We start from the raw sequence: 21677 nt of genomic DNA on the forward strand, positions 1-21677 counted from the left end.
AATATTTTTTATTCATACTTTTCCTCCTCACCTGATTCATTACTTCCCCTTTTTCCCTGAAGAAGCCGGGAGACTGCTTCCCCCAGCTGATGCTCTGCAACGGGCTTCACCCAAAAGTCATCTACCCGCAGCCTGCGGCTTTGGGGTTCAAATTCTGCCTGATCGCTGATCCAAAGGAGCGGGACATCCTTGCTGTAGCCTCGTATGCTCATGCAGAAATTCATTCCACAGGCCCCATCCTCCATTATCACCACAGCGTCATAAGGGCCCTCCCGCTGCATGGCATAGACGCAGAATACGCCATTGTCAAAGCGGTCTACTTTGCCAAGCTTCATCAGTAACGCCGTTTCTTTCTCCTTCTGACTATAGCTGCATAGCGCAATTCGCATTTCCATACCTCCGTTTCCTGATGGGCTCCATCGCCTCATATAGCTCCTGATCACTACAATCTATGGAGAGGAATGCCGGGATACGAAGCTGATACGCAATCAGGGCGAAGTTTTCATCATCACTCCACCAGACAAGTGGTACTTCCGGTGCCAGCTGCTTTGCCTGAATGGCAGCCTCCAATCCCCTTGCCCCGGTCATTGCGATGACAACCGCATGATATCGGCTCCGCCGCAGTGCCTGAGATAGCTGCTTCTCATTCCATAGCTCGTCGATGACAAGCTGTCCGTCCCCAGCAAAAAGGGAGCGCAGTCTGCTCTCAAACCATTCTGCATTTCTTAATTCCGTACAAAGTGCGATTTTCATGCCGGGCCTCCTTTCCCGAAAAGAAAAATGAAAAAGAATCCTGCTTGCAGGATTCTCCGCCTGCGGCGGGGCGCGACAGCGGCACTCTTCCTTTCCGCCGCAGTGCGATCCTCGCGGAGCGTTTTTGATTTCATAGGACGAACTTTCCTATGAAATCAAAAAATCAGACCTTCTCACCTAAAAGTCATGTAGTATAATTAGGGTAGCATCTTGTCAAGGGAAATGCAACCGACTTTGTTTAAGACGCAGGTTTCCTGTTTAAGACGCAAGTTTTTTCCTGCGGTTTTATGTTATACTAATATTGGATTATTGTGCAAAGGAGATGGCGCGATGCAGATTGCGATTGTGGATGACAGAGCACATGACAGAGCAGAACTGTCTGTCTGCCTGGAAAATTATATGAAAAAGCATCAGCTGGACTATACGCTGACAGAATTTGAGGACGGAGAGAATTTTCTGAAAGCTGCCGCCCAGGTCAATTTTCAGCTTGTCTTTATGGACATCTATATGGAGAACATGGATGGAATGGAGGCCGCCAGAAGGCTGCGCCAGAAAAACAGGCTCTGTAAGATCGTTTTTCTGACCATTACAGAAGATTATGCCCGGATGGGGTACAGCCTGTCCGCCAGCTATTATCTGCTGAAGCCGCTTTCGCTCCATCAGGCAGAATTTGAAGAAGCGATGGAGCTGTGCCAGCTAAAACCGCCCTATGAAGTGATGACACTTTCGGTTATGGCTGACCGTCAAAAGCTGGAACTTCCCACAGAGAAGATTCTATACATAGATTATCAAAACCGTATGACACGGATTCATACGGCGGAACGCGTGATACCGGTAAGCGGAGGCTTTCAGGAGGTTACTGCCGCATTGCAGAAGGACAAGCGTTTTTTGCCCTGCTACCGGGGCATTTTAATCAACATGGATTACATCAGCCAGGTTGACAGTCAGACCTTCCGTTTGATAAACGGAGAGGAACTTCCGATCTCCCTCCGAAACAGAAAACAGCTGCGTGAGGTCTACCGCCAGTATGTTTTCTCCGGAATGGAGGGAATTGTATGATAATAAAGCGGACACAACAAAAACGATTTCCCGTCTTCTGTCTGATCTGCTGTCTGACCTGCCTTTTCTGTTTCATCGGCAGCATATCCGCCTTTGCTCTTCAGACTGCCACCCCATCAGATGCCGATAAGATCAGGATCACAAAAATACAAAATGAAGATGAGCTTCTCGCCCTGCCGGATTTTACGCTGCCCCTTAAAAGCAGCCCCTCCGACGATGACATGGAACCCATTTATCTCTTTGCCCTTAAATACCAAACGGTTTCCGCCACTGTAATTGAAAATAATGAAAGCCGGTCTGAAAGATTTTCCGTCTGCTGGGATTTTTCGGCCATTGACCAGACCACTTTGGGGGATTACGCCGCTACCGGCAGGATCGAGCTGCCAGAGGGATATTGCTTTGGCGAAAATGTATTAAAGGAGCTTGTGATTTCCGTCCATGTAGAAAAAACACCTCCTGCTGTCATTATTTCCATAGAACAATGGTATCCTTATACGGACGCTTTTGCACTTCCACAGGGCAGTACAGAAGAAACGCTGAACCATCTGCTTCGTTTTTCCCCGCATCATCTGGAATGCTATACAGAAAACAAAATCAGCTATTCCGCTTTGGTGGAATGGGATCTTTCCGATATTGATTTCGATACTGTGGGACTGTATCAGGCAAAGGGACGGCTTGCCGCACCTGAAAATACGGAATTTGCGGACGGGATCGTTTTCCCGGAAATATCGATCCCCGTTTCTATACAGGCCCCCGGCAGACCGGATATCAACTGTGTTATAGCTGCCAGAGGAAATCTATGCTTTCCATGGGTCACACCGCCGGGTGATCCGGATAAGATCAACGTATGGCTATCCGAAAACGATGAACCATGGAAACAGCTGGAAGATGGCGTTTATGCAGGGAAGGAAATGCTCTCGATCAAAACGTATCTGCTGACATCGGGTAACAGCTACCGTCTTCAGGTCGATTACGATGGCGGACAGACCGGCATCCTGTCCTTCACTTACTCAGATGAGCTTGTCCTTGAGGGGTATTATAAGGGTGATCGCGATGGAGGGGACGCAAAAGGAAATCCGTCTGACAGCATTACACAGCCTCCGCCCGAGCAGAAGGTTGAACAGAACGGGGACGAGAACAAGGATAAGAATCCCGATCGGGAAAACGATCCAACCGACCGGACAGAGAACGCCTCCTCTATGAAGCCGCTCTCTAAAGCAGAGGCGGCTTCAGATCCTGAAGAGCCTTCCTCCTCCGAAATAGCCTTTACCGAATTTTTTGATGATACCACTGACCGGATCTCCGGCACGCGCTTATTGATGATGCTTCAAACGGGAAGACAAAAAGCAAGCTTTTCCAAACAGGGCATCACCATCCGCGTCCCAAGAGCTTCTTTACCAAAGGACATCCAAAATAACGATCAGATTGAGGTCATCATCAAAAAAATCTCTGACCGCAGTTTTTCTTTTTCCTTTTGCATCAACGGAGTTTCCTTTGACTCTCTGCCGGGTGCCTCTGTCATGCTGCCCTATCCGCAAGAGACGGCAGCGGATAGCTTATATCTCTGTGACGAAAGCGGCATAAAAATCCCGGTTTCCGACTATGATGATGCAGCAAAAGCCGCTTTCTTTCCGATTGATCATACCGGAACCTACACCATGGCAGCCTCGAAGGATCCTGCTTCCCCGGCCCAGACAGCCGAAAAGAATCCTGATTCCCCGGCCCGGACTGCCGCTAAGGATTCCGAGTCCTCGGCTCCGGCAGACGGGAAGAATCCTGATTCCCCGACTCTGACCGCCGCTAAGGATTCCGAGTCCTCGGCTCCGGCAGGCGGGAAGAATCCCGATTCCCCGACCCGGACTGCCGCTAAGGATTCCGAGTCCTCGGCTCCGGCAGGCGAAAAGGATCCTGATTCCCCGACCCAGACAGCCACGAAGGATTTTGCCTCCTCGGCTATGGCAGACGGGAAGGATCCTGCTTCCCCGACTCTGACTGCGGACGCCGAGCGCGGCAGATCCCCTCTGCTCTTTTTGCTCCCGGCTTCCCTGCTTCTTTTGTCCGCCGGTGTACTTTTTCTGCGTAGGAGGTGGAAATAGCTGATGTCTTCTGTTATAAGAAAATATGCTGCCTTATGTATCGTCTGCCTGTGTTCATCCCTGTTTTTTCTTGGATTGTATCATTTCGATAATAAATATAGTCAGAATACGATCCAGGCGGCAAACGGCATTTTGGCTCTCTCCGAGAATGATCTGAAAAAGTCACCGGTACGATTTCTGGTATCCGGCTGGGAATTTTATCCGGATGCTCTTTTGACTCCGGAAGAAATACAGGATTCCGACCACTATATGCGCTATCTTTCCATTGGCGAGATGAGCAATTTTTCCAGTCCGGCAGATTCTTCTCCCTACGGCTGCGGAACTTACCGGATGACCTTCTTTTTGCCGGAACGGAAAGAGGCGTATGCCATTGAACTCCCGGAAGTATTTTCTTCCTATACCCTTTATCTCGACCATGACCGGATCCTGCAGCTGGGAGATCCGGAGCAAAGGATCCCTTTGGTTCAAAACCGAATGGTCACTTTTTATGGAGGAAAGCCGGTCACACTCACCATAGCGGTCAGCAACTATGACCACTTTTATGGCGGGATCGTTTATCCGCCTGCTTTTGGGACGATGCTGGCAGTAAATACCTCCCGGGGGATCCGGTTTGCATTCTGCCTGTTCAGCTGCACTGTTACCTTCGTCTGTGCCCTGCTGTCTTTTTACTTCAGTCACCAGATGAAACAGAAAAATGCCTTTCTGTTTGGACTTATCTGCCTTGCTATGTGTGGTCTGTCCTCTTATCCTGCACTCCACATGCTGATGGCACTTCCTGTCTTCCCCTGGTATACGCTCGAGCTGTTCTGTATCTATCTGGTCACCTTGCTGATCATAATTCTGCAAAACCGGATCTGCCGCCCGGGCTTCCTTCTTTCCGCCATCAGTAACGGAGCAGGCGCTGCCTTCCTTATATATGCACTGGGATATGGTATGATGGCTTCCCGCCTTTCCCTTGGAGCCATTCGTTTCTTCTCGGCAGCCGTCTTTTGCTATAAAGCGGCATCGGCACTCTATCTTCTTATCATATCCATTCTTGCCATCCACCGGGGAGAAAAGCGACGCAGACCGATCTTCTATGCCACAGCCGCCGCCACCTGCGCCCTTATATGGGATCGGCTTCTGCCGGTATATGAGCCGGTCATCGGCGGGTGGTTTGTGGAGTGGGGCAGCCTCTTTATCGCAGCAGCGATCGGTTACTCTCTCTGGCACGATGTGGTGGAAGGATACGGAAACAGCCTGATCTTTCAGGAGGAGCGTAAGCAGGTCATCCGTCAGCTTTCTATGCAGACCGAATACAGCCGTCAGCTTTCTGAGGCCGCAGCGGAAAACCGGAGGCTGATCCATGACATCAAACATCATCTGCGTGCCATAGACCGCATGGCCTCGGAGCATGGACAGACGGAGATCTGTGACTTCCTGTTACAGGTAGAGGAACAGGTTGCCGCATCTTTAGCCTACTCCCATGTTGCATTCTGCAAAAATCCTGTTGTCAATGCCCTGATCGAATACTACTACGGCATGGCGCAGACACAAGGGACAGAATTTCAGGTGCGGCTCGATCTTCCCGATCCGATGCCGCTTACTGACGTGGAGCTGTGTACGGTGCTGGGCAATCTTTTAGACAATGCAGTAGAAGCCTGCAGCCGCCAAACGAAAGGGAAACGCCGCATTTTGGTTGTAGGTGAGATTCGAGGCAATATGTACTTTTTAAAGATTGAAAACACATACGATGGTCTGATCCTTCCGGAGGAAAAAACATTCCGCTCACGAAAGGGCACATCTGCAGATCATGGAATCGGGCTTTCCTCTGTCCGAAGGATCCTTGAAAACCATGGCGGTGACCTTGATCTCGTACCCGGGGAAGAAACGTTCCTTGTCGGGATCACAATAGAATGTCCCTTTATCTCAAAAAGTCAATGTGTAATATAAATTTATTATGGGATGGGGATGCCAAATTAAAAAAAGCAATCGAATCCTTTCAATTCAATTGCTTTTCTGTTTCCGATGCCGATTAATGCTTTTTATTATAGCGTTCACCGAAACGCTTGACAAGCTTAATTTTAGCAGATTTTTTCCTGCGCAGTGATTCTGGCAGGAATATGTCAGCTTCTCTGACCAGAATCACGCGCCAAGTCTGACGGAGGTTCGGCTTGAAACTCGCTTTACTGCTTGCTTCTTCCGTCCCAGACACCGTTTTTATCTACATAGTATCCATCCGGTGTCCTTTGTCCGGCATACATAATCCCTCTCTTTCCATCGGAACTCGGGTTAAAATAGTACCAGGCTCCATCGAGAAGCACCCAGCCGGTCTGCATGCCGTGTTCCAGATCCATATAGAACCAGCCGCCGTAATCCTCATCCCTTAACCAGCCTGTCTTAGCATAACCCGTTTCATTAAAGGCCCACCATTTTCCGTTGATATGCTCCCAGTGATATGCACCAGTACGATCGGCCATTGGCCATGTACCGTCACTAAAGCGGAGCCACCAGCCTTTGGCGTCTTTCATCCAATGGCTGTAGCCATCGTTCACGGTCTGATTGGCTGTGCCGGTGATGACGCCCTGTTCCACATTCCTGTAGCCCTTCTGACTGTCTTTCGTAACCTTGTTGGACGGATCCGGGGTTACTTTAACACTACTTTCATTCGGATCATCATAATCGGAGCTGTCCCCGTCTGAACTGGAGCTGCCATTGGAATTACCATTATTGGAGCCATTGTTGCCGGAATTATTTCCAGAGTTGTTGTTGGAGTTACTGTCAGACGAATCTGCAGTCAGAGTCACGATCACAGGAATCTGAATATCCTCGTAATTCTTAGTCTCCACCTTCACGACAACCTGGGCAGTCTTGCCAACCATGTTTTTAGAACTGCCTTTCAGACGAAGTACCAGATTCATGCCATCCACTGCCGCACTATCTAAGATCTGTCCCTCATCGGAAATGATCTGCGCCGTGATACTCCCAATGGTTCCGCAGTTCTCCGGAAATCCTGGCAATGCCACCTGTCTCTCGCCAGTCTCTTTGTAGCTGTATGATTCTGACATAGCAGATACGGTTGGAGCAGCTGCTTTCTGCACAGTCACAGCAACTGTTTTCGTTTCGTCATTGAAATTCGCCATAGATGCTTTCACATATACCAGATACGTTCCCGCCTCTGTAAAGCCCGGGATCTCACTCTGGTAATCGACACCGTCCTTCGAGTAGGTAAATACCGCATCCGGGCTAACATTTTCAAGACCGGTTTCCACAGAAGCATTGATCTTCGGCTGCTGCTCGGTACCGTTGTAGGTAAGCGGGGCTGCGGATACGGTCATGGACGCGAAATCACGTGGCTTGATCGTTCCTTTCTGTGATATCGTCTGTTCTGTCAGCTCATAATTCTTTGCCTGATCACCTGCTAACGAGCTGATCGTCGCATCTATATCGTGCTCTCCAACATCTGCACTCTGATACGCCCAATCAATCTGGTCTGCACGAACATCCTGAAGCTCAGGAGTTTTATGATTGTCGTCGCAAAGCTGAATTGCCAGCCCCTGCTCCTCTGTAATATCCGTAGTCCCATCATAGACTTTATCGAAGGAATCTCCTGTTATCTGTGCTTTTAATTTACACTTGTTGATTGTAAAAGCAGCCGTTTTCAGGGAACCATCGTAATTTCCCTTTCCCAACAGATAAACGATATACGTTCCAGCGTCCTCTAATTTTGTAACTGATTGATTATTATCTTCCTTTTTCCAAAAAGAAATTTCATAATCAATACCTTCTGTTAATTCACTTCCTAATGTGCCTTTCCAATTTTCAAGCACCTTAATCTTCGGATTCTGTGGTTTATTATTATAAACACTTGAATCAATCGCTACTTCTACGCTTTCCGTAAAACTTCGCTGAGTAATATGCGTTGTATTATTGGAACAAAATACTTTCGACTTATAATTATCTGTTATCACCTTTACAAATACATACTGGCCAGACTCATTTACATTTACAATCTTAGGGCACTCTGACTGCCACTGATCTGGTAAATTACTACTTTTCGATGTTGCGGCCAGTTGATATTTATACTCCGCATCCTTTGGTATACGAGTCGATGTAATTGTAGCTGCCGGATATCCCTCAGTGCCATTATATACACCACTAACAGCATCTACATTCACTGTCCATGTATTAGGAAAATCTGCTTTATCAACAGTCAATGTTATCTCAACCGGAGTACCTTCTTGATAAATTCCACTTGCCAGTGTCTTAACCTTAATTTTAAAAACACCAGCCTTTTTTACCGTCAGCAGACCTGTTGACTCGTCAATCGTTCCTTCACCCTTAGATTCACTTCCTGTATATTCAACAAGTTCATATTGCAGATTTCCGGCTTTAGCCGGTTTCTGAATGTTTGCAAGCTTTTGAACATTGATCGATGTGTTTTCGCTATATACATCACGTATATTCTCTTCAAAATCTGCTATTTTTGTCGGTTCCTGCTTTGCAGAATCTGGTATACGTCCATTTCCACTAATTGTGCCATTGTTTTCTAATGTTCCACCGTCCCGATCATCCACTTCCCGATTTACAGTTAAATTTCCATTATTTATCAGCGTACTTCCTTTTTCAAGCTTTACTCCATCCACAGTCAGAGTTGCGTTCTCCTTTACCGTCACCGTTTTTCCAGGAGCAATATCAAGAATATCCACCGTTAACGTTCCTGGAGCATTAATCACTGTAGAATTTCCATTAGCAACAAACCCTAAGAGACCAGCTTCTGAAGAAACGGCCATATCGCCTCCGGATAATTCAAAATAGCCGCTTGTATACAATCCCTGACAATCGTTTCCAATTACTTTCATCTCACCACCAGTCATGCTAAACCGGCCTTTTACATACATGCCATACCTAATCTTTCCCCCAGCCTTGGTTCCGCTTGCAGTAATATCTCCACCCTTAACCAGTAACGTTCCTGTCGACCCAATCAGAATTCCCGATGTTTTTCCATCATCCTCCTCTCCAAGTGACTTTGATGCACTTGCATTAATAGTGCCACTCTCAATGATTAAAGTTCCTCCAAGATTGATACCAGATCCCGTATTCCTTCCACGCGCATTTAAAGTACCATTCCCTTTAATCGTTACTGTCGTTCCTTCAGTGATCATGAGCGCATAAGAGCCGTTAGCTCTTAAAGTTGTTACATCTAAGGTATTTGTCCCTTCTAACGTAATGACCCAGTTTGACCAATTACCCAAATATAAACTATTCATGTTTACATTTTTCAAAGTTAAATAATGACATTCATTTGCGTAACTAAGACGGATTCCCATATTCGCTAGTTCATTATCCGAAACTGAATAGTTATTTTCCCTCCAATAAATAGATTTTTCAGTTCCATCCTTCACTACTGTCATTAACGGCGTTTCTGCCGTCACCGCTGCCTGGTCTCCCACCACGGACACTTCCACCACCAGCGCATCCACGCCCTCTGCCAGCTCATACCCCCCCGGCAGCTCTGCTTTAAACTCATAGGTGCCTTCCAGTGGCCAGCGGCCTTCTTCGTCCTGCACATACTCCGGGCAGCTCCAGTTGGTGATCAGCAGATTCTTTTCTTCCCTGTCTTCACCTTCTCCTACCTGAGCAATAATGGCCGTTGGTAAATACTCGATGATCTCTGTAAAGGATGGCTGCGCTTCCTCAGTGATTCCGGTGAGCTCCAGTCTGCCATCAAGCAGATTTTCCTCCGGATCAAACCATGACCATGACAAGATCTTCGTCTGTGAAACCGGTGTGACGGTTCCACCTGTGGTTGTGGTATCTTCCGCATTGGATGGCGTGCTAACAGAAAGTGCTGCCCCGTTCTGAGCAGGCACATCGTTTAAGTTTTTATTTTCATCTGTATTACCAGAAGAATCCTTCCGGTCTGCGGCTTTTTCTCCAGCTTGCTCTTTCTTAGAATCATTCTTGCCTGTATTGGAAGCAACAGCATCCAACGTGTCGGCATTCTCATTATTTTCCTTCTCTGTATCCCGTATACAGCCACTTTCTACGCTACAAATGTGGGTACATTCCGTAGGCTCCTTTCCGATCTGGGATGGAGTTGCTGTTTCGTCTGCATCTTTGTAGCACTCTGCCGTATGCACATGGACACACCGGTTATTCCCTGTATCCGGCCGAATCTCTCCCCATGCTGTATTCCCAAAAGCTGTCGATATTGCCAACGACATGGCCAGCCAGACCGCCGCTGCTTTTCGTGTATTTTTCATTAACACAACGCCCCTTTCTGATTTCTTTTCATACTTAATATACGCTCATATAGTCAGCCTATTGCTCTACTTTCATTATTTAATAATCAGAGCAACTTGTCAAGCAAATGCACACGAATTGTTGTTTTTTGGCACGAAAAAAATAAATAGAAATCCGGAAGTATTCCCAAAGCCTGCGGATCCATTCCGGATTATTCTATACTTAGTGCAAGAGCATCTCTCCGCGAAGATGCGCAGTGATTCTGATAGAAGCATGTCAGCTTCGATGACCAGAATCACGCGCCAAGTCTCACGGAGGTTCGGCTTGAAACTCGCTTTACTGCTTGCTTCTTCCGTCCCAGACACCGTTTTTATCTACATAGTATCCATCCGGTGTCCTTTGTCCGGCGTACATAATCCCTCTCTTTCCATCGGAATTCGGGTTAAAATAGTACCATGCTCCATCGAGAAGCACCCAGCCGGTCTGCATGCCGCGTTCCAGGTCCATATAGAACCACCCGCTGTAATCTTCATCTCTTAACCAGCCTGTCTTGGCATAGCCAGCTTCATCAAAGGCCCACCAATTTCCGTTGATCTGCTCCCAGCTATGCGAAATATCACCGGAATCACGTACAATGCCCTTCGGATAGGTATTATCTGCAAAGCGTAACCACCAGCCATGCTCATTCAGCATCCAATGGCTCTTTCCGTCATTGGCAAAGCTGTTTGTTTCTCCTGTGATAATTCCTGTTATACTGTCGATCGTTCCTTTGACTGAATCGTGGCTGACTGCACCGCTGCCGAAGGTTTTATCCTTACCGGAGGACGGGTTGTTGCGACTTGGTATTTCCGGCTCATCCGAAGCATCTGAATCATCCGTTCTGTTCGATTCATTCGGCTTGCCTGTTTCGCCTGGTTTTCCCGTTTCTCCCGGCTTGCCTGCTTCACCCGGCTTTCCTGTTTCGCCCGGCTTTTCCGTTTCACCCGGCTTTTCCGTTTCACCCGGTTTTTCCGTTTCTCCCGGCTTTTCCGTTTCACCCGGTTTTTCCGTTTCTCCCGGCTTTTCCGTTTCGCCCGGTTTGCCTGTTTCGCCCGGCTTTTCTTCCGTTGCTGTCACTTCTGCCATACCGGTCATCGCTGCGATCTCATAACGAGCGGATGCCCATTCATTCGGTGTAAATACCACCTCGTAGCTATGGGTGCCCGCCTGTGCCGTTAAGGCCGGATTCTTCCAGGCAAAGCTTCCGTATTCGGTGCTTCCTCCTGATAAGACAGAGCCACTCAGAGGACTTCCCGCCTTCACCGACGCTGCCGTCGGCCAGGTGATCTGCGGTGCAGCCACCTTTCCGATCGCGAAGGTATACGCAGCCGGAGCAGGCGTGTCGTATTTGGCCGCCCACTCATCATAAGTGTCAAAATCAAACTCGGCTGTCATCCGGTGCGTTCCTACGGATGCGACTCCCGGCTTCGTCAGGTTGAGAACCGCAGTTCCAGTTTCCCCTACAGGGATCGTATCCGGAACCTGATTTCCATTATCATAGAAGCGGATCTTACCCTGCAGTCTGTCACCATACGCTCCCTGAATACCTGCAATGATATCAAAATCATCCTCGTAGGTTCCGAGAATCCCTTCCGACTGCTGCGCTCCGGTATTCCGGTTCACAGCGGTTAAGGTAAGGGTGAGTGTCCCTTTTTCAATGGTTATCCTTCCCTTTACCGGTGTGCTTGCGCCAAGGTAATTCGTTCCCTCTGCCATGGTGATGCTTACATCTGCAGAACCGGTACCTTTAATGGTCACCTGTCCCTGTGCGTCCACGGTGAGAACATTTTCATCAGAGCTTGTATAGTTCAGAACTCCATCTCCCACTCTCTTCACACCTGTCAGTGGAAAGCTGTCGTCTCCATAGGTTTTTTCTCCGGTCCATGTTTGCGGATCGATCGAAACCGAACCCTGTATCTGATGGATCGTTCCGGTCTGGGCTGGATATGTGATAAGGTAATTCTGCAGATTCACTGCACTCTCGCCCGTCTCAACCCTTGCCTCTGAGGAATCAACGGTTATCGTCTTACCGGTTCCGGCATTGGCATCTGCAAAGCTTCCTTTCAGGCCACTGATGGTATACATCTGACCCGGAGTTCCTATCTCTACCGTCGCCTTTAATGTGATATCGGTACTTCCGTCATAGGACTTTTCAATGGGTGTCTTAACAACTGCCTGCAACTCTATCGGAGATATCTCCGGAATCACACTTTGGGTCAAAGTTTCTCCATACTGCCCTTCTGACGCTCCATCCGGGATAAATTCTACCTGATATGCAGTTGTTCCCTTTACCTCCGGATAAATGGATGAAGCGAGCGTTCCTTTCTGATCCTTACTGAAGCTCCATGTTCCAGAAACCGGTGATCTGCTATAATTAACAACCTGAAATCCCGCTGCCAGCTGTACCGGAATCTCCGCAAGAGTCTGCCCATAGGTTCCTTTCGTTTCAAAGGATACTTTGCCGGCGGGACCGTCGATCAGTAATGTATCCGGTGTTGTCACCGACAAGCGATCAGCCGGCTTCGATGCAAAGCTGCTGTCTGTTGCTTTCACACGACGGGTTATATAATAGGTGTTAGTCGGCTTCGGTGACGTAAACGTCCTCTCCATCTGCCATTGAAGCGCACCCGACTCAGATTCAGCAATTCCATACTCATACTTGGCATCAATCAGCTCGACAATTTTGATAGAGTAGCTGGTTTTCGTTACCTTTGTTATCTTATCCGGTTTTGCCGGTCTTACCGGAATCGTTATTGCGGCTGCTTCGCCTGCTGCGGAACCTCCTGCTGTGGAACCTGTAGCTGCTTTTCGCACATACAAAGTAATCTCTGTCGCACTCACCGGCTGATTGTCCAGAATTTCCGTCAGAGACGCCTCGTCACCTGCCGGGATCTTTGTCCAAAATTCAGAATCCCTGGATTGTGCATATTCGAGCTCATACAGAGCCGTATTTTTCAGGACTTCCCGTTGATAATCAATAGAAGTCTGTTCACGCTCTAATACATTCTCATCCTTGCCTGCCTCAACCTTTCCGGTAAATTCCACACCGCCAAAGGAGGCTTTCACTGCCTCCGAAGCCGGAAGGTACATATAGAGCTTTCCGCTGGAATCTGTCCGGACATCCTTAAAGCCGTAGGAGCTTCCTTCAATACCTGCTTTTTCAACCAGTGTATTATTCTCATAGATACCGGTCAGATCCGCTGTGGTGTAATAAACCGGGTTACCCTTCGCATTTTTTGGTGTATTCTTCTGCCATGCTCCATCTGCAGTCTTTTCCCAACCATAAATGATCGGTCGCGGTATATATCCATCCGCCTCCTTCAAACAGATCGTTCCACCCGTAATCGTCACATCAGTTTGTACCTGTGTATTACTACTTTCTCCCATCCCAATATGTGCTACTTTCCTATACCCTGTCGTTTTTTTATCCAGACATATGGTACCACCGTCAATCAGCACCTTCGACGAACTATCCAAACCACTTCCGATGCAGGCTCCCCGTTCAGAATAGGCTGTAATCATTCCGCCATGAATCTCAATCTCGGCAGTTATCGCCGGTTTACTACGGGCATATCCAATACCACTTCCAATTCCGGCACCGTTCTCCGAGCTTGCATTCACCGTTCCGCCTTCTATCACGATTTTACCGGTTCTTTCCTGGCTATCAGCACTTCCTGTTCCGATTCCGGCACCCCAACTACCTTCTGCAGTTACAACTCCTCCGCTAATCCGTATTTCTTCTACACTTTTTCCTGCCGAAGCACCGATGGCAGCTCCCCTAGGATTGTAATCCGTCATTTTTGCAATTACAGTTCCCCCCTTGATGTGAATGATTCCTGTATCCTGTCCTACATTTCCTCCAATTGCTGCACCCGTCTTGCTTACCTTTGTGTTATTGAGCACCTCTATGGAGCCCTGCTGTTCCGGTTCACTGTCAATCGTAAGCTTCGCACCTTTTGCCACGCTGATGCCGGCAGATGAAGAAGAATTCTCTGATGTATTAATCGAAATCTTGTTTTTCCCTTCCAGATAGGTGATCACCTGGGACGCTCCGTTTATCTGAATCGGTGCGATAGCCTTTGCCGGTGTAATCGTAAGGTTCTTTAATACGAGCTTTAGTTCCATGGAGGCTGGAGTATTCACAGAGAGATGATAATTCTCCACATTATTCCCAGATGAAGTGATCCGATAGCATTTATCATAGGACTGGTCTATTAACTTCTCACTAACCACCTGATCAGAATCGGCTGCTTTTTTAGAATAGGAAATCGCCAACTGACCATTATCCACGTAAAAAGATATATCTCCAAGGGAAAGATCCAGCTCTCCCTCCAGTGCCTCTGCCGCATTTAATACGATGATATCCGTTCCTGCAGCCGCTGCCTTTACCGTTTCGCTGTCCAGAATAAATCTTCCGCCGGAGCTGCCTAATTCTGTGATGCCTGTATTTATCACAAACCGGTAATTTCCGGCCGGAAGATATGCCAGAGCATGTGCATGATTGCCTGCTTCTGCATCGATTGTCAGCTTCCCGTCAAAGGCAAACTGGCCTTTGTCCTGCCTTAATTCCACCGGAGTTTCTGGAGCAGCTCCATCCTGCCGTCCGGCTGTCAGGGATACATTCTCTGCCGCCCGCACCTTGGATGAATAGAAGTGGAACCGGACAGGATACAGAGGTTCTCCGATGGTAAGGGAAAGATTCGTTTCCTCCTTTGACTCCATCGAGAGGGATCCTGTTACTGTAAAGCTATTTGTATTTTCTCCTTCCCCTCCTTCTTCCTGTATCTGAACCGATACCGGAACCTCTCCGGACAGAGGCGTATACCAGCTGACATTACCAGTCTTTATCTGATAACCGGAAGCTTTTTGAGATGAATAGGTTACTACATCCGGTGCAGTGCCGCCTTCGCTTGCTTCTACCCCGATTTGAGCTGTCAGTGTATATTTCTTACCATCTCTCAACCGGCCATCATGGATAGTCAGATCCATTGTCTTCTGGTAGGCGGTTTCTCCAAGCGTGACGGAGATGGTTTCATCCATTCCTTTGTTTAGAACAACTGCTCCCTCCATCGTCTTAACTGTCCCGCCACCGGAAGACTTCAGCGCTACAACCATCTGCATATTCCCGGAATAGCCTATCCACTGGGTTATATCCGATATCGTTCCCCTGAATCCGGAGACGGTCATTTCTGCCTTTGTCTGATAAACCGGAGAGGCTTTTCCTGTATCATTTCCCCGATACAGGAATATGTCCGCCTGATAGGTTCCTTCTGGTAGCTGGTTATCATAAGCGGCAATCCGGAATGTTTTCTTCCCGTAGGTACATTCTCCCCGGGGCTCAATTTTGCTTTCAAGCGGCAGCTTCAGCTGCACCTTCTCGGAAATAGTGATACTGCCGCCTTCCATGCCATTTCCATCAAGAGGCTTTAACACTCCATAACCAATATTTCCACCCGTTACCTTCACAGATCCACTTAATATCCGGATATCGCCACAGGATAATTTTAAATCAGTCACTCCATTCCATCCGCTGCCGATGGCAGCTCCCAGGTATCCTGATTTGCCATCATTATAAGAAGATACGGTTATATTGGGAGCTTTGCCCTCCGCCCCGCCGATCACGATCGTGTCTACACTTCCACCCATTCCGCCTCCGATTCCGGCTCCTGTCTGCTTTCCTCCTTCTGCGGTTATCGTTCCACCCAGTATTTCAATGGTTCCGCCGATTCCATACCGACCGGTTCCGATTCCGGCTCCTCCATGATAATCCCTCGAATAGGAAACCCAATAAGCTCCACCTTCAGCTTCGATAGTTCCGCCCTTGATTATAATCGTTCCTGTCTCAAGTTTTCTGCCTTCGTAACCTGTTGATCCGGCACTTCCTCCGATACCGGCAGCTCCATAGGCACCTCCCACTGCCTTCAGTCTTCCGGTACTATTCTCCGTAATAACCAGTGTTGCATCTTTTTCCACCTCAATTCCGGCTCCTTCATCCAGTCCCACAAGTGTATTGGTTCCTTCTAAGGTCAGATTCAGCTGGGCATTGCCTTTCAAGTAAATACCGGCCAGATTCCATCCACTGGCTCCATCAGATTGGATCGTTACATCTTTAATCGTCAGATCGACCGTAACATTATCAATTGTGATACCGCCCTTGATGTCTTGAGAATTATCCGGCCGCGTGGTAGGGCAATAGGAACCGATTATGGTTATTCCATTAAGCTGATTTACATTACCGCTATTAATGAGCAGAGGGCTATTATTCAGCTTATGCTCTCCACTTGCCAGAGTCATCAGCTGCATCTCTCCTACGAGAACGCAGATTTCCGGAAGCTCTGCCTCCTCTCCCAGTGAATATTCCTCCGGCAGAACCGGTGTGTAGACATAGGCACAGCCGTTGTAGTCCTGATTCGCCTCATAATAGCCATTCCAAGTCTTATCGGAGGTTTCGATAGGCTCTCCGTCCTCGTTAAATTCTTCAAAATATTCCTGCGGGGAGATCCCACCGTGAAATTCCGGGTAGTCGCTTTCACCAATATCCAGCTTCCAGGTCACGCCGGAAATCCTGCTGATATCCTCATCTGCTTCCGTTTCTGCACTTTCTTTTTCGGTGTCAGCTTTCGCATCTATCTGCTGTTCGCCTTCTGCTTTTTGAGCATCCTCTGAGGTTTCCTGCTTCATCCGAACCTCCAGAGTATCCGGAAGGATGATATCGCTTTCTTTGGCACCCAGAGAGAGCTTCTGTACCGCAATAGCCTCATCCAGCCCCAGAAACGCTTCTATCTTTGCTCCTGTTGCTGTTCCGTTTGGTGCTCCGTTTATTCCGGCCTCGGTTCCTGTTATTGCTCCGTTTGCCCCTGCTTCTGCTTTGTTTGTACCTGACTCGCCACGGTTATCTTTTACTTCCGCATTCGACGGAGAAGCATCCGACGGAGAGGCTTTTAATGCAGATTTTTTTAATGCAGCTTCTTTTTCTGCTGTTTCCGCAGTATCATCTGCTCCCGTTTCAGCCCCGATCCGCTGCAGCGAACCGGCCGCCAATGCCTGCGGCTGCCATTCACATGTATTCCATATTAATATAGCTGACAATGCAGCTGCTAAAATTCGTTTTGATTTTTTTCTCATACCATTTTCCTCCCACTGAGACAAATTTGCTATTACTCACCACCCGAAAGAGGCGGGAGTCTTCTCGACTGTGATAAACATCAGATTCCCGCAATATTTACATTTTTCGCATAATCTTCTATACTAATAGTATATCAATTACGTGTTTTTCTGAAAACCACCTCGACGCAAATGGTCAAACCTCGACCTAATTGGTTCAGAAGCATCGTGGTGAAGGGAGTGCTGCAGTGATGATGCATATTGCTATTGTGGAAGATTTCGTTTTCGATCAGGAGCATCTGATCGATTTAATACAGAAGGATTTCGAGAAACATGGAGAAATGGCTGATTTTACCTGCTATGAGAGCGGTGAAGCCTTTTTAAAGGCTTTCCGCCCCGGTCTTTTCAACGCTGTATTTATGGATATTATGCTTGCAAAAAACGGTCTGAACGGGATTGAAACAGCCGAAAAGCTTCGAACTGTTGCCGCACGGATCCCTCTTATCTTTGTGAGCAATGAGCGGGATTATTCCCTTGAGGGATACCGGGTACATCCGCTTGACTATCTCTTAAAGCCGGTGGATGCAGACGCTCTGGACTGGTGCCTCAATGAGATCCGCACCTTTCTTTCCGAACCGGCTTACATTGAGATTCAGGCTGTCCTTGGACAGGGGCAGTCATCCTGCCAGCGGATTCTTCTGGATGATTTTTTATACGCGGAAACGCAGAATCACCGCCTGATCATCCACACGTTAAAGGGGGATGTTGCCACACGTCTCTCCTTTTCGGATCTAATGGAGCTGCTGCCGAAAGGCGGACGTTTTTATATGAGCGGCCGCAGTCTCCTCCTCAATTTTTCACAGGTGATCTCTGTGGAGGAGGATGGTTCTGTCCGTCTGAAAAATGGTTCCTGCCTTTTCTGCAGCCGTCGAAAGAAAAAAGAGACAAAGGAAGCATTTATGGAATACCTGTTTACCTGTATGCGGAAGGGAATGATAACCGATGAGTAAGGCGGGCTTATTTCTACATACCACTATTAATCGAGATAGCGGTGATCATGATCGTCTATGCATTTTTTGTTCGGAAGCATACGTCTTATGGCAAAAAATGGTATGCCTTTATGAAATGGTTCGAAACCAGAGATGATACCCTGCTTGATATCATACGGGAATAATGCCATGCAGGGAAGCTTTGGAGCATGCGATTCTCCACCTACTGCCCATTCTTCGAATACATCACTTTCGCACTGATCCCCCTGATCTTTCCAAGCTTCCCGGAAAGCGCGCTGATCCGGTCGGCCGGAGCGTCTACGATAACGCTGATGATGTTCACATGTTTCTTTTCATATGGAAGTCCCATTCTTCCGATAATATAGGGGCTGTAATCGTGAAGGATCTGGTTGACCTCCCCCACAGCCTCTTTATTTTCTACAATGATTCCCACTACTGCGATTCTTGTTTCCTGTTCCATAACCTTCTCCTTTTGTCCTGCCGAAAATATTTCTTTTATCTTAATGTCAGAGAATTCTCTATGTCAAGTATACACTGTGAAATTGTTCTTATAACACATCTTTGGCGTTACTGCACACGGGTAGGAATTTTCTGTTACATAAAAACAGTTCCGGCATACAGACTCTTCTGTCCATATCGCCGGAACTGTTTTTATTTTTACATGATCTTATCGCGGTAAAGTTCTCTTACTTTCTTATTAAAAGTGACTTACCAGTCATCTCCTTCGGCTGTTCCATTCCCATAAGCTCGATCAGGGTCGGAGCGATATCCGCGAGGCAGCCGCCCTCTCTGAGGCCGTAGCCCTCGCCCGCGTTTACAAGAATGAACGGAACCGGGTTTGTTGTGTGAGCGGTCCACGGCTCTCCTGTCTTGTAGTCGATCAGCTGCTCTGCGTTTCCGTGGTCAGCACAGATGAACATCACGCCATCAACCTCTTTGATTGCCTCAACTGCTTTTCCAACGCACTCGTCGACAGCCTCGATGGCCTTGACCGCCGCGTTCTCAACGCCTGTGTGGCCTACCATATCCGGATTTGCAAAGTTTACGATGATAACATCATATTTTCCGGAGCGGATCGCGTCTGTCAGTTTCTCACAAACGGCCGGTGCGCTCATCTCCGGCTGAAGGTCATATGTTGCGACCTTCGGGGACTTCACAAGGATACGGTCCTCACCCGGATTCGGCTCCTCAACGCCGCCGTTGAAGAAGAAGGTAACGTGGGCATATTTCTCTGTCTCGGCAATTCTCGCCTGAGTCTTCCCGTGGGCAGCAAGGAACTCACCGAGAGTATTCTTGATCGTCTCTTTCTTGAATGCGACAAGTTTGTTCGGGATCGTCTCATCGTAATCAACAAAGCATACATAGGTGGTCTTGATCCTCTTCGCTCTCGCAAATCCTGTAAACTCGTCATCACAGAATGCGCGGGTCATCTCTCTTGCGCGGTCCGGACGGAAGTTGAAGAAGACCACGGAATCGTTGTCCTTAATGGTTCCGATCGCATTTCCATCTTCTCCTGTCACGACAGCCGGAACAACGAACTCATCCGTCTTTCCGTCATCGTAGGACGCCTGAATCAGTTCCGTCGCGGATGTTCCCTTATTGCCCTCGCCTGCTGTCAGTGCCTTATACGCAAGCTCCACACGGTCCCAGCGGTTATCACGGTCCATCGCATAGTAACGTCCCATAACAGATGCCACCTTGCCGACACCGAGCTCTTTCATCTTCTCCTCTAACGCTGCGACGAAATCCTTTCCGGATGCCGGCGGAGTGTCACGGCCGTCTAAGAAGCAGTGAACGAATACCTTGTCGAGACCGTTTCTCTTTGCGAGCTCTAAGAGTCCGTAAACATGGGTGATATGGCTGTGTACGCCGCCGTCGGATAAGAGTCCGAACAGGTGAAGCGCGGAGTTATTCTTCTTGCAGTTCTCAACAGCTGCAAGGAACTCTTCGTTCTTGAAGAAATCGCCGTCCTGGATAGACTTTGTGATTCTTGTCAGTTCCTGATAAACAATGCGGCCTGCGCCCATGTTCAGGTGTCCGACCTCAGAGTTTCCCATCTGTCCGTCCGGAAGTCCGACAGCAAGTCCGCTGGCCTGACCTTCCACAAACGGGCACTCCTTCATTAAGCGGTCCATCACCGGCTTCTTCGCCTCATATACCGCATTTCCTTCATGTGTTTTATTCAGTCCGTAACCATCGAGGATCATTAACACTACTGGCTTTTTGCTCATGATTTTTTCTCCTTTATTGCGTGACTGCAGGAGCCAGCTCCAAACGGAAGCTTCCTGCGTTCTTTATAAATGCAATCATTTTCTGCGGTCGGAACGGAGCTTTCCGTCTAACGCTTTGATATTGGTACTATCATCGCAGAAACACCTATATTTTATACCAATTATATCGTTCCTGCAACTGTTTTGGAGGGAGAAATTGTTATAAATTTATCAGTCTTGATCTACACGATCCTCCCCGCCTTCGTTCTCTCCGGAATTTCCACTCCAGAAAACTCATACCCGAAAAAAGGAGCTTCCTTCCAGGTGAGCATTCTATCCTACAGCGATTTCACAATTTTTTCACATCAAACACAATATTTCGACACATTTTTCCAGTATCCTGTAAAGCGTAACAGGACAGCAAGCCTGGAACAAAATATACTTTTTCATACTTGACCGGCAGAGCGTTCTGTCGGTCCCTCCCTTTTGTTTCAAAAACATTTACAATATAAATCTCCTCTTTTTGAGGCTGCCGCAGGAGTAGAAATGCGGCAGCCTTTTTATTCGTTCCATCAATCGCTTGAACTACAGTTCTGTATAACAGACTGTACTGAAATATGATTTTTGCATCTTCATATTGCTTGCAAATGCTTGCATTTAGGATCTGCCGTCAGGATCATAGTGTTCTTATCGATCTTTGAATTAAATTTTCATGTTTCTTTTCATTTTTTCGGTTTCTGTGAACTTTCCGGGTATTTTTCTTCCCGATTGTAAGACGCGATGCCAATGCTCTTCAATCGCTGTTTTTCCTTATAAAATAAGGCTTTGTGGGGATTCCCCGAACCCGGAAGATTCTCCGAAATAACTTTTTTTCAAAAAATTGAAATTTCCCAAAAAAACGCTTGCATTTTTTTCAAGGTCATGCTATTATATACGAGTCGCTGGTGAACAGCACAAAACGCAAAGCCTTAAAGACATCGAGGCGTGGCTCAGTTTGGTAGAGCGCTGCGTTCGGGACGCAGAGGTCGCAAGTTCGAATCTTGTCGCCTCGATTCTGGCCTGTTGGTCAAGCGGTCAAGACGACGCCCTCTCACGGCGTAAACCCGGGTTCGATTCCCGGACAGGTCATGAAGCTGTATGGAACTTCCATACAGCTTCTTTTTTTATATCTATCATAGTTT

At 47.8% G+C, this 21677-nt stretch carries 10 protein-coding genes and 2 tRNA genes; 6 read left to right on the forward strand and 6 right to left on the reverse strand.

The features are described from left to right. Positions 1–8: 8 nt before the first annotated feature. Positions 9–395 (reverse strand): response regulator transcription factor, encoded by a 387-nt coding sequence (locus ABCW45_RS03950; protein WP_343220321.1) that lies wholly within the window; start codon positions 393–395, stop codon positions 9–11. Next, on the reverse strand, positions 364–753 hold the full coding sequence (locus ABCW45_RS03955) for a hypothetical protein (protein ID WP_343220322.1): 390 nt from the start codon (positions 751–753) through the stop codon (positions 364–366). The genes ABCW45_RS03950 and ABCW45_RS03955 overlap by 32 nt, the downstream gene beginning before the upstream one ends. A 330-nt stretch (positions 754–1083) precedes the next feature. Here ABCW45_RS03955 and ABCW45_RS03960 point away from each other — a divergent pair, with 330 nt between their 5' ends. From ABCW45_RS03960 to ABCW45_RS03970, 3 genes are read left to right on the forward strand one after another with little or no spacing between them, the layout of a single operon-like run. Then, a complete protein-coding gene (locus ABCW45_RS03960; RefSeq protein WP_343220323.1) occupies positions 1084–1812 on the forward strand; it encodes a LytR/AlgR family response regulator transcription factor in 729 nt (242 codons plus the stop codon). Beyond that, entirely contained in the window at positions 1809–3908 is a 2100-nt protein-coding gene (locus ABCW45_RS03965; RefSeq protein WP_343220324.1) for a hypothetical protein, read from the forward strand. Before ABCW45_RS03960 ends, ABCW45_RS03965 begins: the two co-directional genes overlap by 4 nt. Before the next feature lie 3 nt (positions 3909–3911). Next, a complete protein-coding gene (locus ABCW45_RS03970; protein ID WP_343220325.1) occupies positions 3912–5840 on the forward strand; it encodes a sensor histidine kinase in 1929 nt (642 codons plus the stop codon). 233 nt (positions 5841–6073) lie between these two features. Here the strand turns inward: ABCW45_RS03970 and ABCW45_RS03975 are convergent, their stop codons facing one another. Together ABCW45_RS03975 and ABCW45_RS03980 are read right to left on the reverse strand one after the other, a co-directional pair. After that, the gene (locus ABCW45_RS03975) at positions 6074–10153 is read right to left on the reverse strand and encodes a hypothetical protein (protein ID WP_343220326.1); all 4080 of its coding nucleotides are present in this window, start codon (positions 10151–10153) and stop codon (positions 6074–6076) included. Between the two features lie 316 nt (positions 10154–10469). After that, complete coding sequence (locus ABCW45_RS03980) at positions 10470–17297, reverse strand: YDG domain-containing protein (protein WP_343220327.1); 6828 nt, start codon at positions 17295–17297, stop codon at positions 10470–10472. A 230-nt stretch (positions 17298–17527) separates the two neighbouring features. On the opposite strand from ABCW45_RS03980, the gene ABCW45_RS03985 reads away from it, so the two are divergent. Further along, on the forward strand, positions 17528–18286 hold the full coding sequence (locus ABCW45_RS03985) for a LytR/AlgR family response regulator transcription factor (RefSeq protein ID WP_343220328.1): 759 nt from the start codon (positions 17528–17530) through the stop codon (positions 18284–18286). A 202-nt stretch (positions 18287–18488) separates the two neighbouring features. On the opposite strand, the gene ABCW45_RS03990 is transcribed toward ABCW45_RS03985, so the two are convergent. Both ABCW45_RS03990 and gpmI read right to left on the reverse strand, forming a co-directional pair. Then, entirely contained in the window at positions 18489–18746 is a 258-nt protein-coding gene (locus ABCW45_RS03990) for a TM1266 family iron-only hydrogenase system putative regulator (protein ID WP_117470367.1), read from the reverse strand. A gap of 226 nt (positions 18747–18972) precedes the next feature. Further along, positions 18973–20517, reverse strand: coding sequence for a 2,3-bisphosphoglycerate-independent phosphoglycerate mutase (gene gpmI / locus ABCW45_RS03995; protein WP_343220329.1), 1545 nt, complete (start codon positions 20515–20517; stop codon positions 18973–18975). A gap of 957 nt (positions 20518–21474) precedes the next feature. Between gpmI and ABCW45_RS04000 the strand changes: the two genes are divergently transcribed. Next, positions 21475–21548 (forward strand) — tRNA-Pro (locus tag ABCW45_RS04000). Between the two features lie 4 nt (positions 21549–21552). Beyond that, a tRNA-Glu gene (locus ABCW45_RS04005) sits at positions 21553–21624 on the forward strand. Positions 21625–21677 lie beyond the last annotated feature (53 nt).

It is taken from the genome of Pilosibacter fragilis, from assembly GCF_032490495.1.
Lineage (GTDB): Bacteria > Bacillota > Clostridia > Lachnospirales > Lachnospiraceae > Pilosibacter > Pilosibacter fragilis.

Bases quoted from the DNA above. Each gene is read 5' to 3' on its own strand.
- ABCW45_RS03950 (WP_343220321.1), bottom strand. From the start codon at position 395: ATGGAAATGCGAATTGCGCTATGCAGCTATAGTCAGAAGGAGAAAGAA.
- ABCW45_RS03955 (WP_343220322.1), bottom strand. From the start codon at position 753: ATGAAAATCGCACTTTGTACGGAATTAAGAAATGCAGAATGGTTTGAG.
- ABCW45_RS03960 (WP_343220323.1), top strand. From the start codon at position 1,084: ATGCAGATTGCGATTGTGGATGACAGAGCACATGACAGAGCAGAACTG.
- ABCW45_RS03965 (WP_343220324.1), top strand. From the start codon at position 1,809: ATGATAATAAAGCGGACACAACAAAAACGATTTCCCGTCTTCTGTCTG.
- ABCW45_RS03970 (WP_343220325.1), top strand. From the start codon at position 3,912: ATGTCTTCTGTTATAAGAAAATATGCTGCCTTATGTATCGTCTGCCTG.
- ABCW45_RS03975 (WP_343220326.1), bottom strand. From the start codon at position 10,153: ATGAAAAATACACGAAAAGCAGCGGCGGTCTGGCTGGCCATGTCGTTG.
- ABCW45_RS03980 (WP_343220327.1), bottom strand. From the start codon at position 17,297: ATGAGAAAAAAATCAAAACGAATTTTAGCAGCTGCATTGTCAGCTATA.
- ABCW45_RS03985 (WP_343220328.1), top strand. From the start codon at position 17,528: ATGATGCATATTGCTATTGTGGAAGATTTCGTTTTCGATCAGGAGCAT.
- ABCW45_RS03990 (WP_117470367.1), bottom strand. From the start codon at position 18,746: ATGGAACAGGAAACAAGAATCGCAGTAGTGGGAATCATTGTAGAAAAT.
- gpmI (WP_343220329.1), bottom strand. From the start codon at position 20,517: ATGAGCAAAAAGCCAGTAGTGTTAATGATCCTCGATGGTTACGGACTG.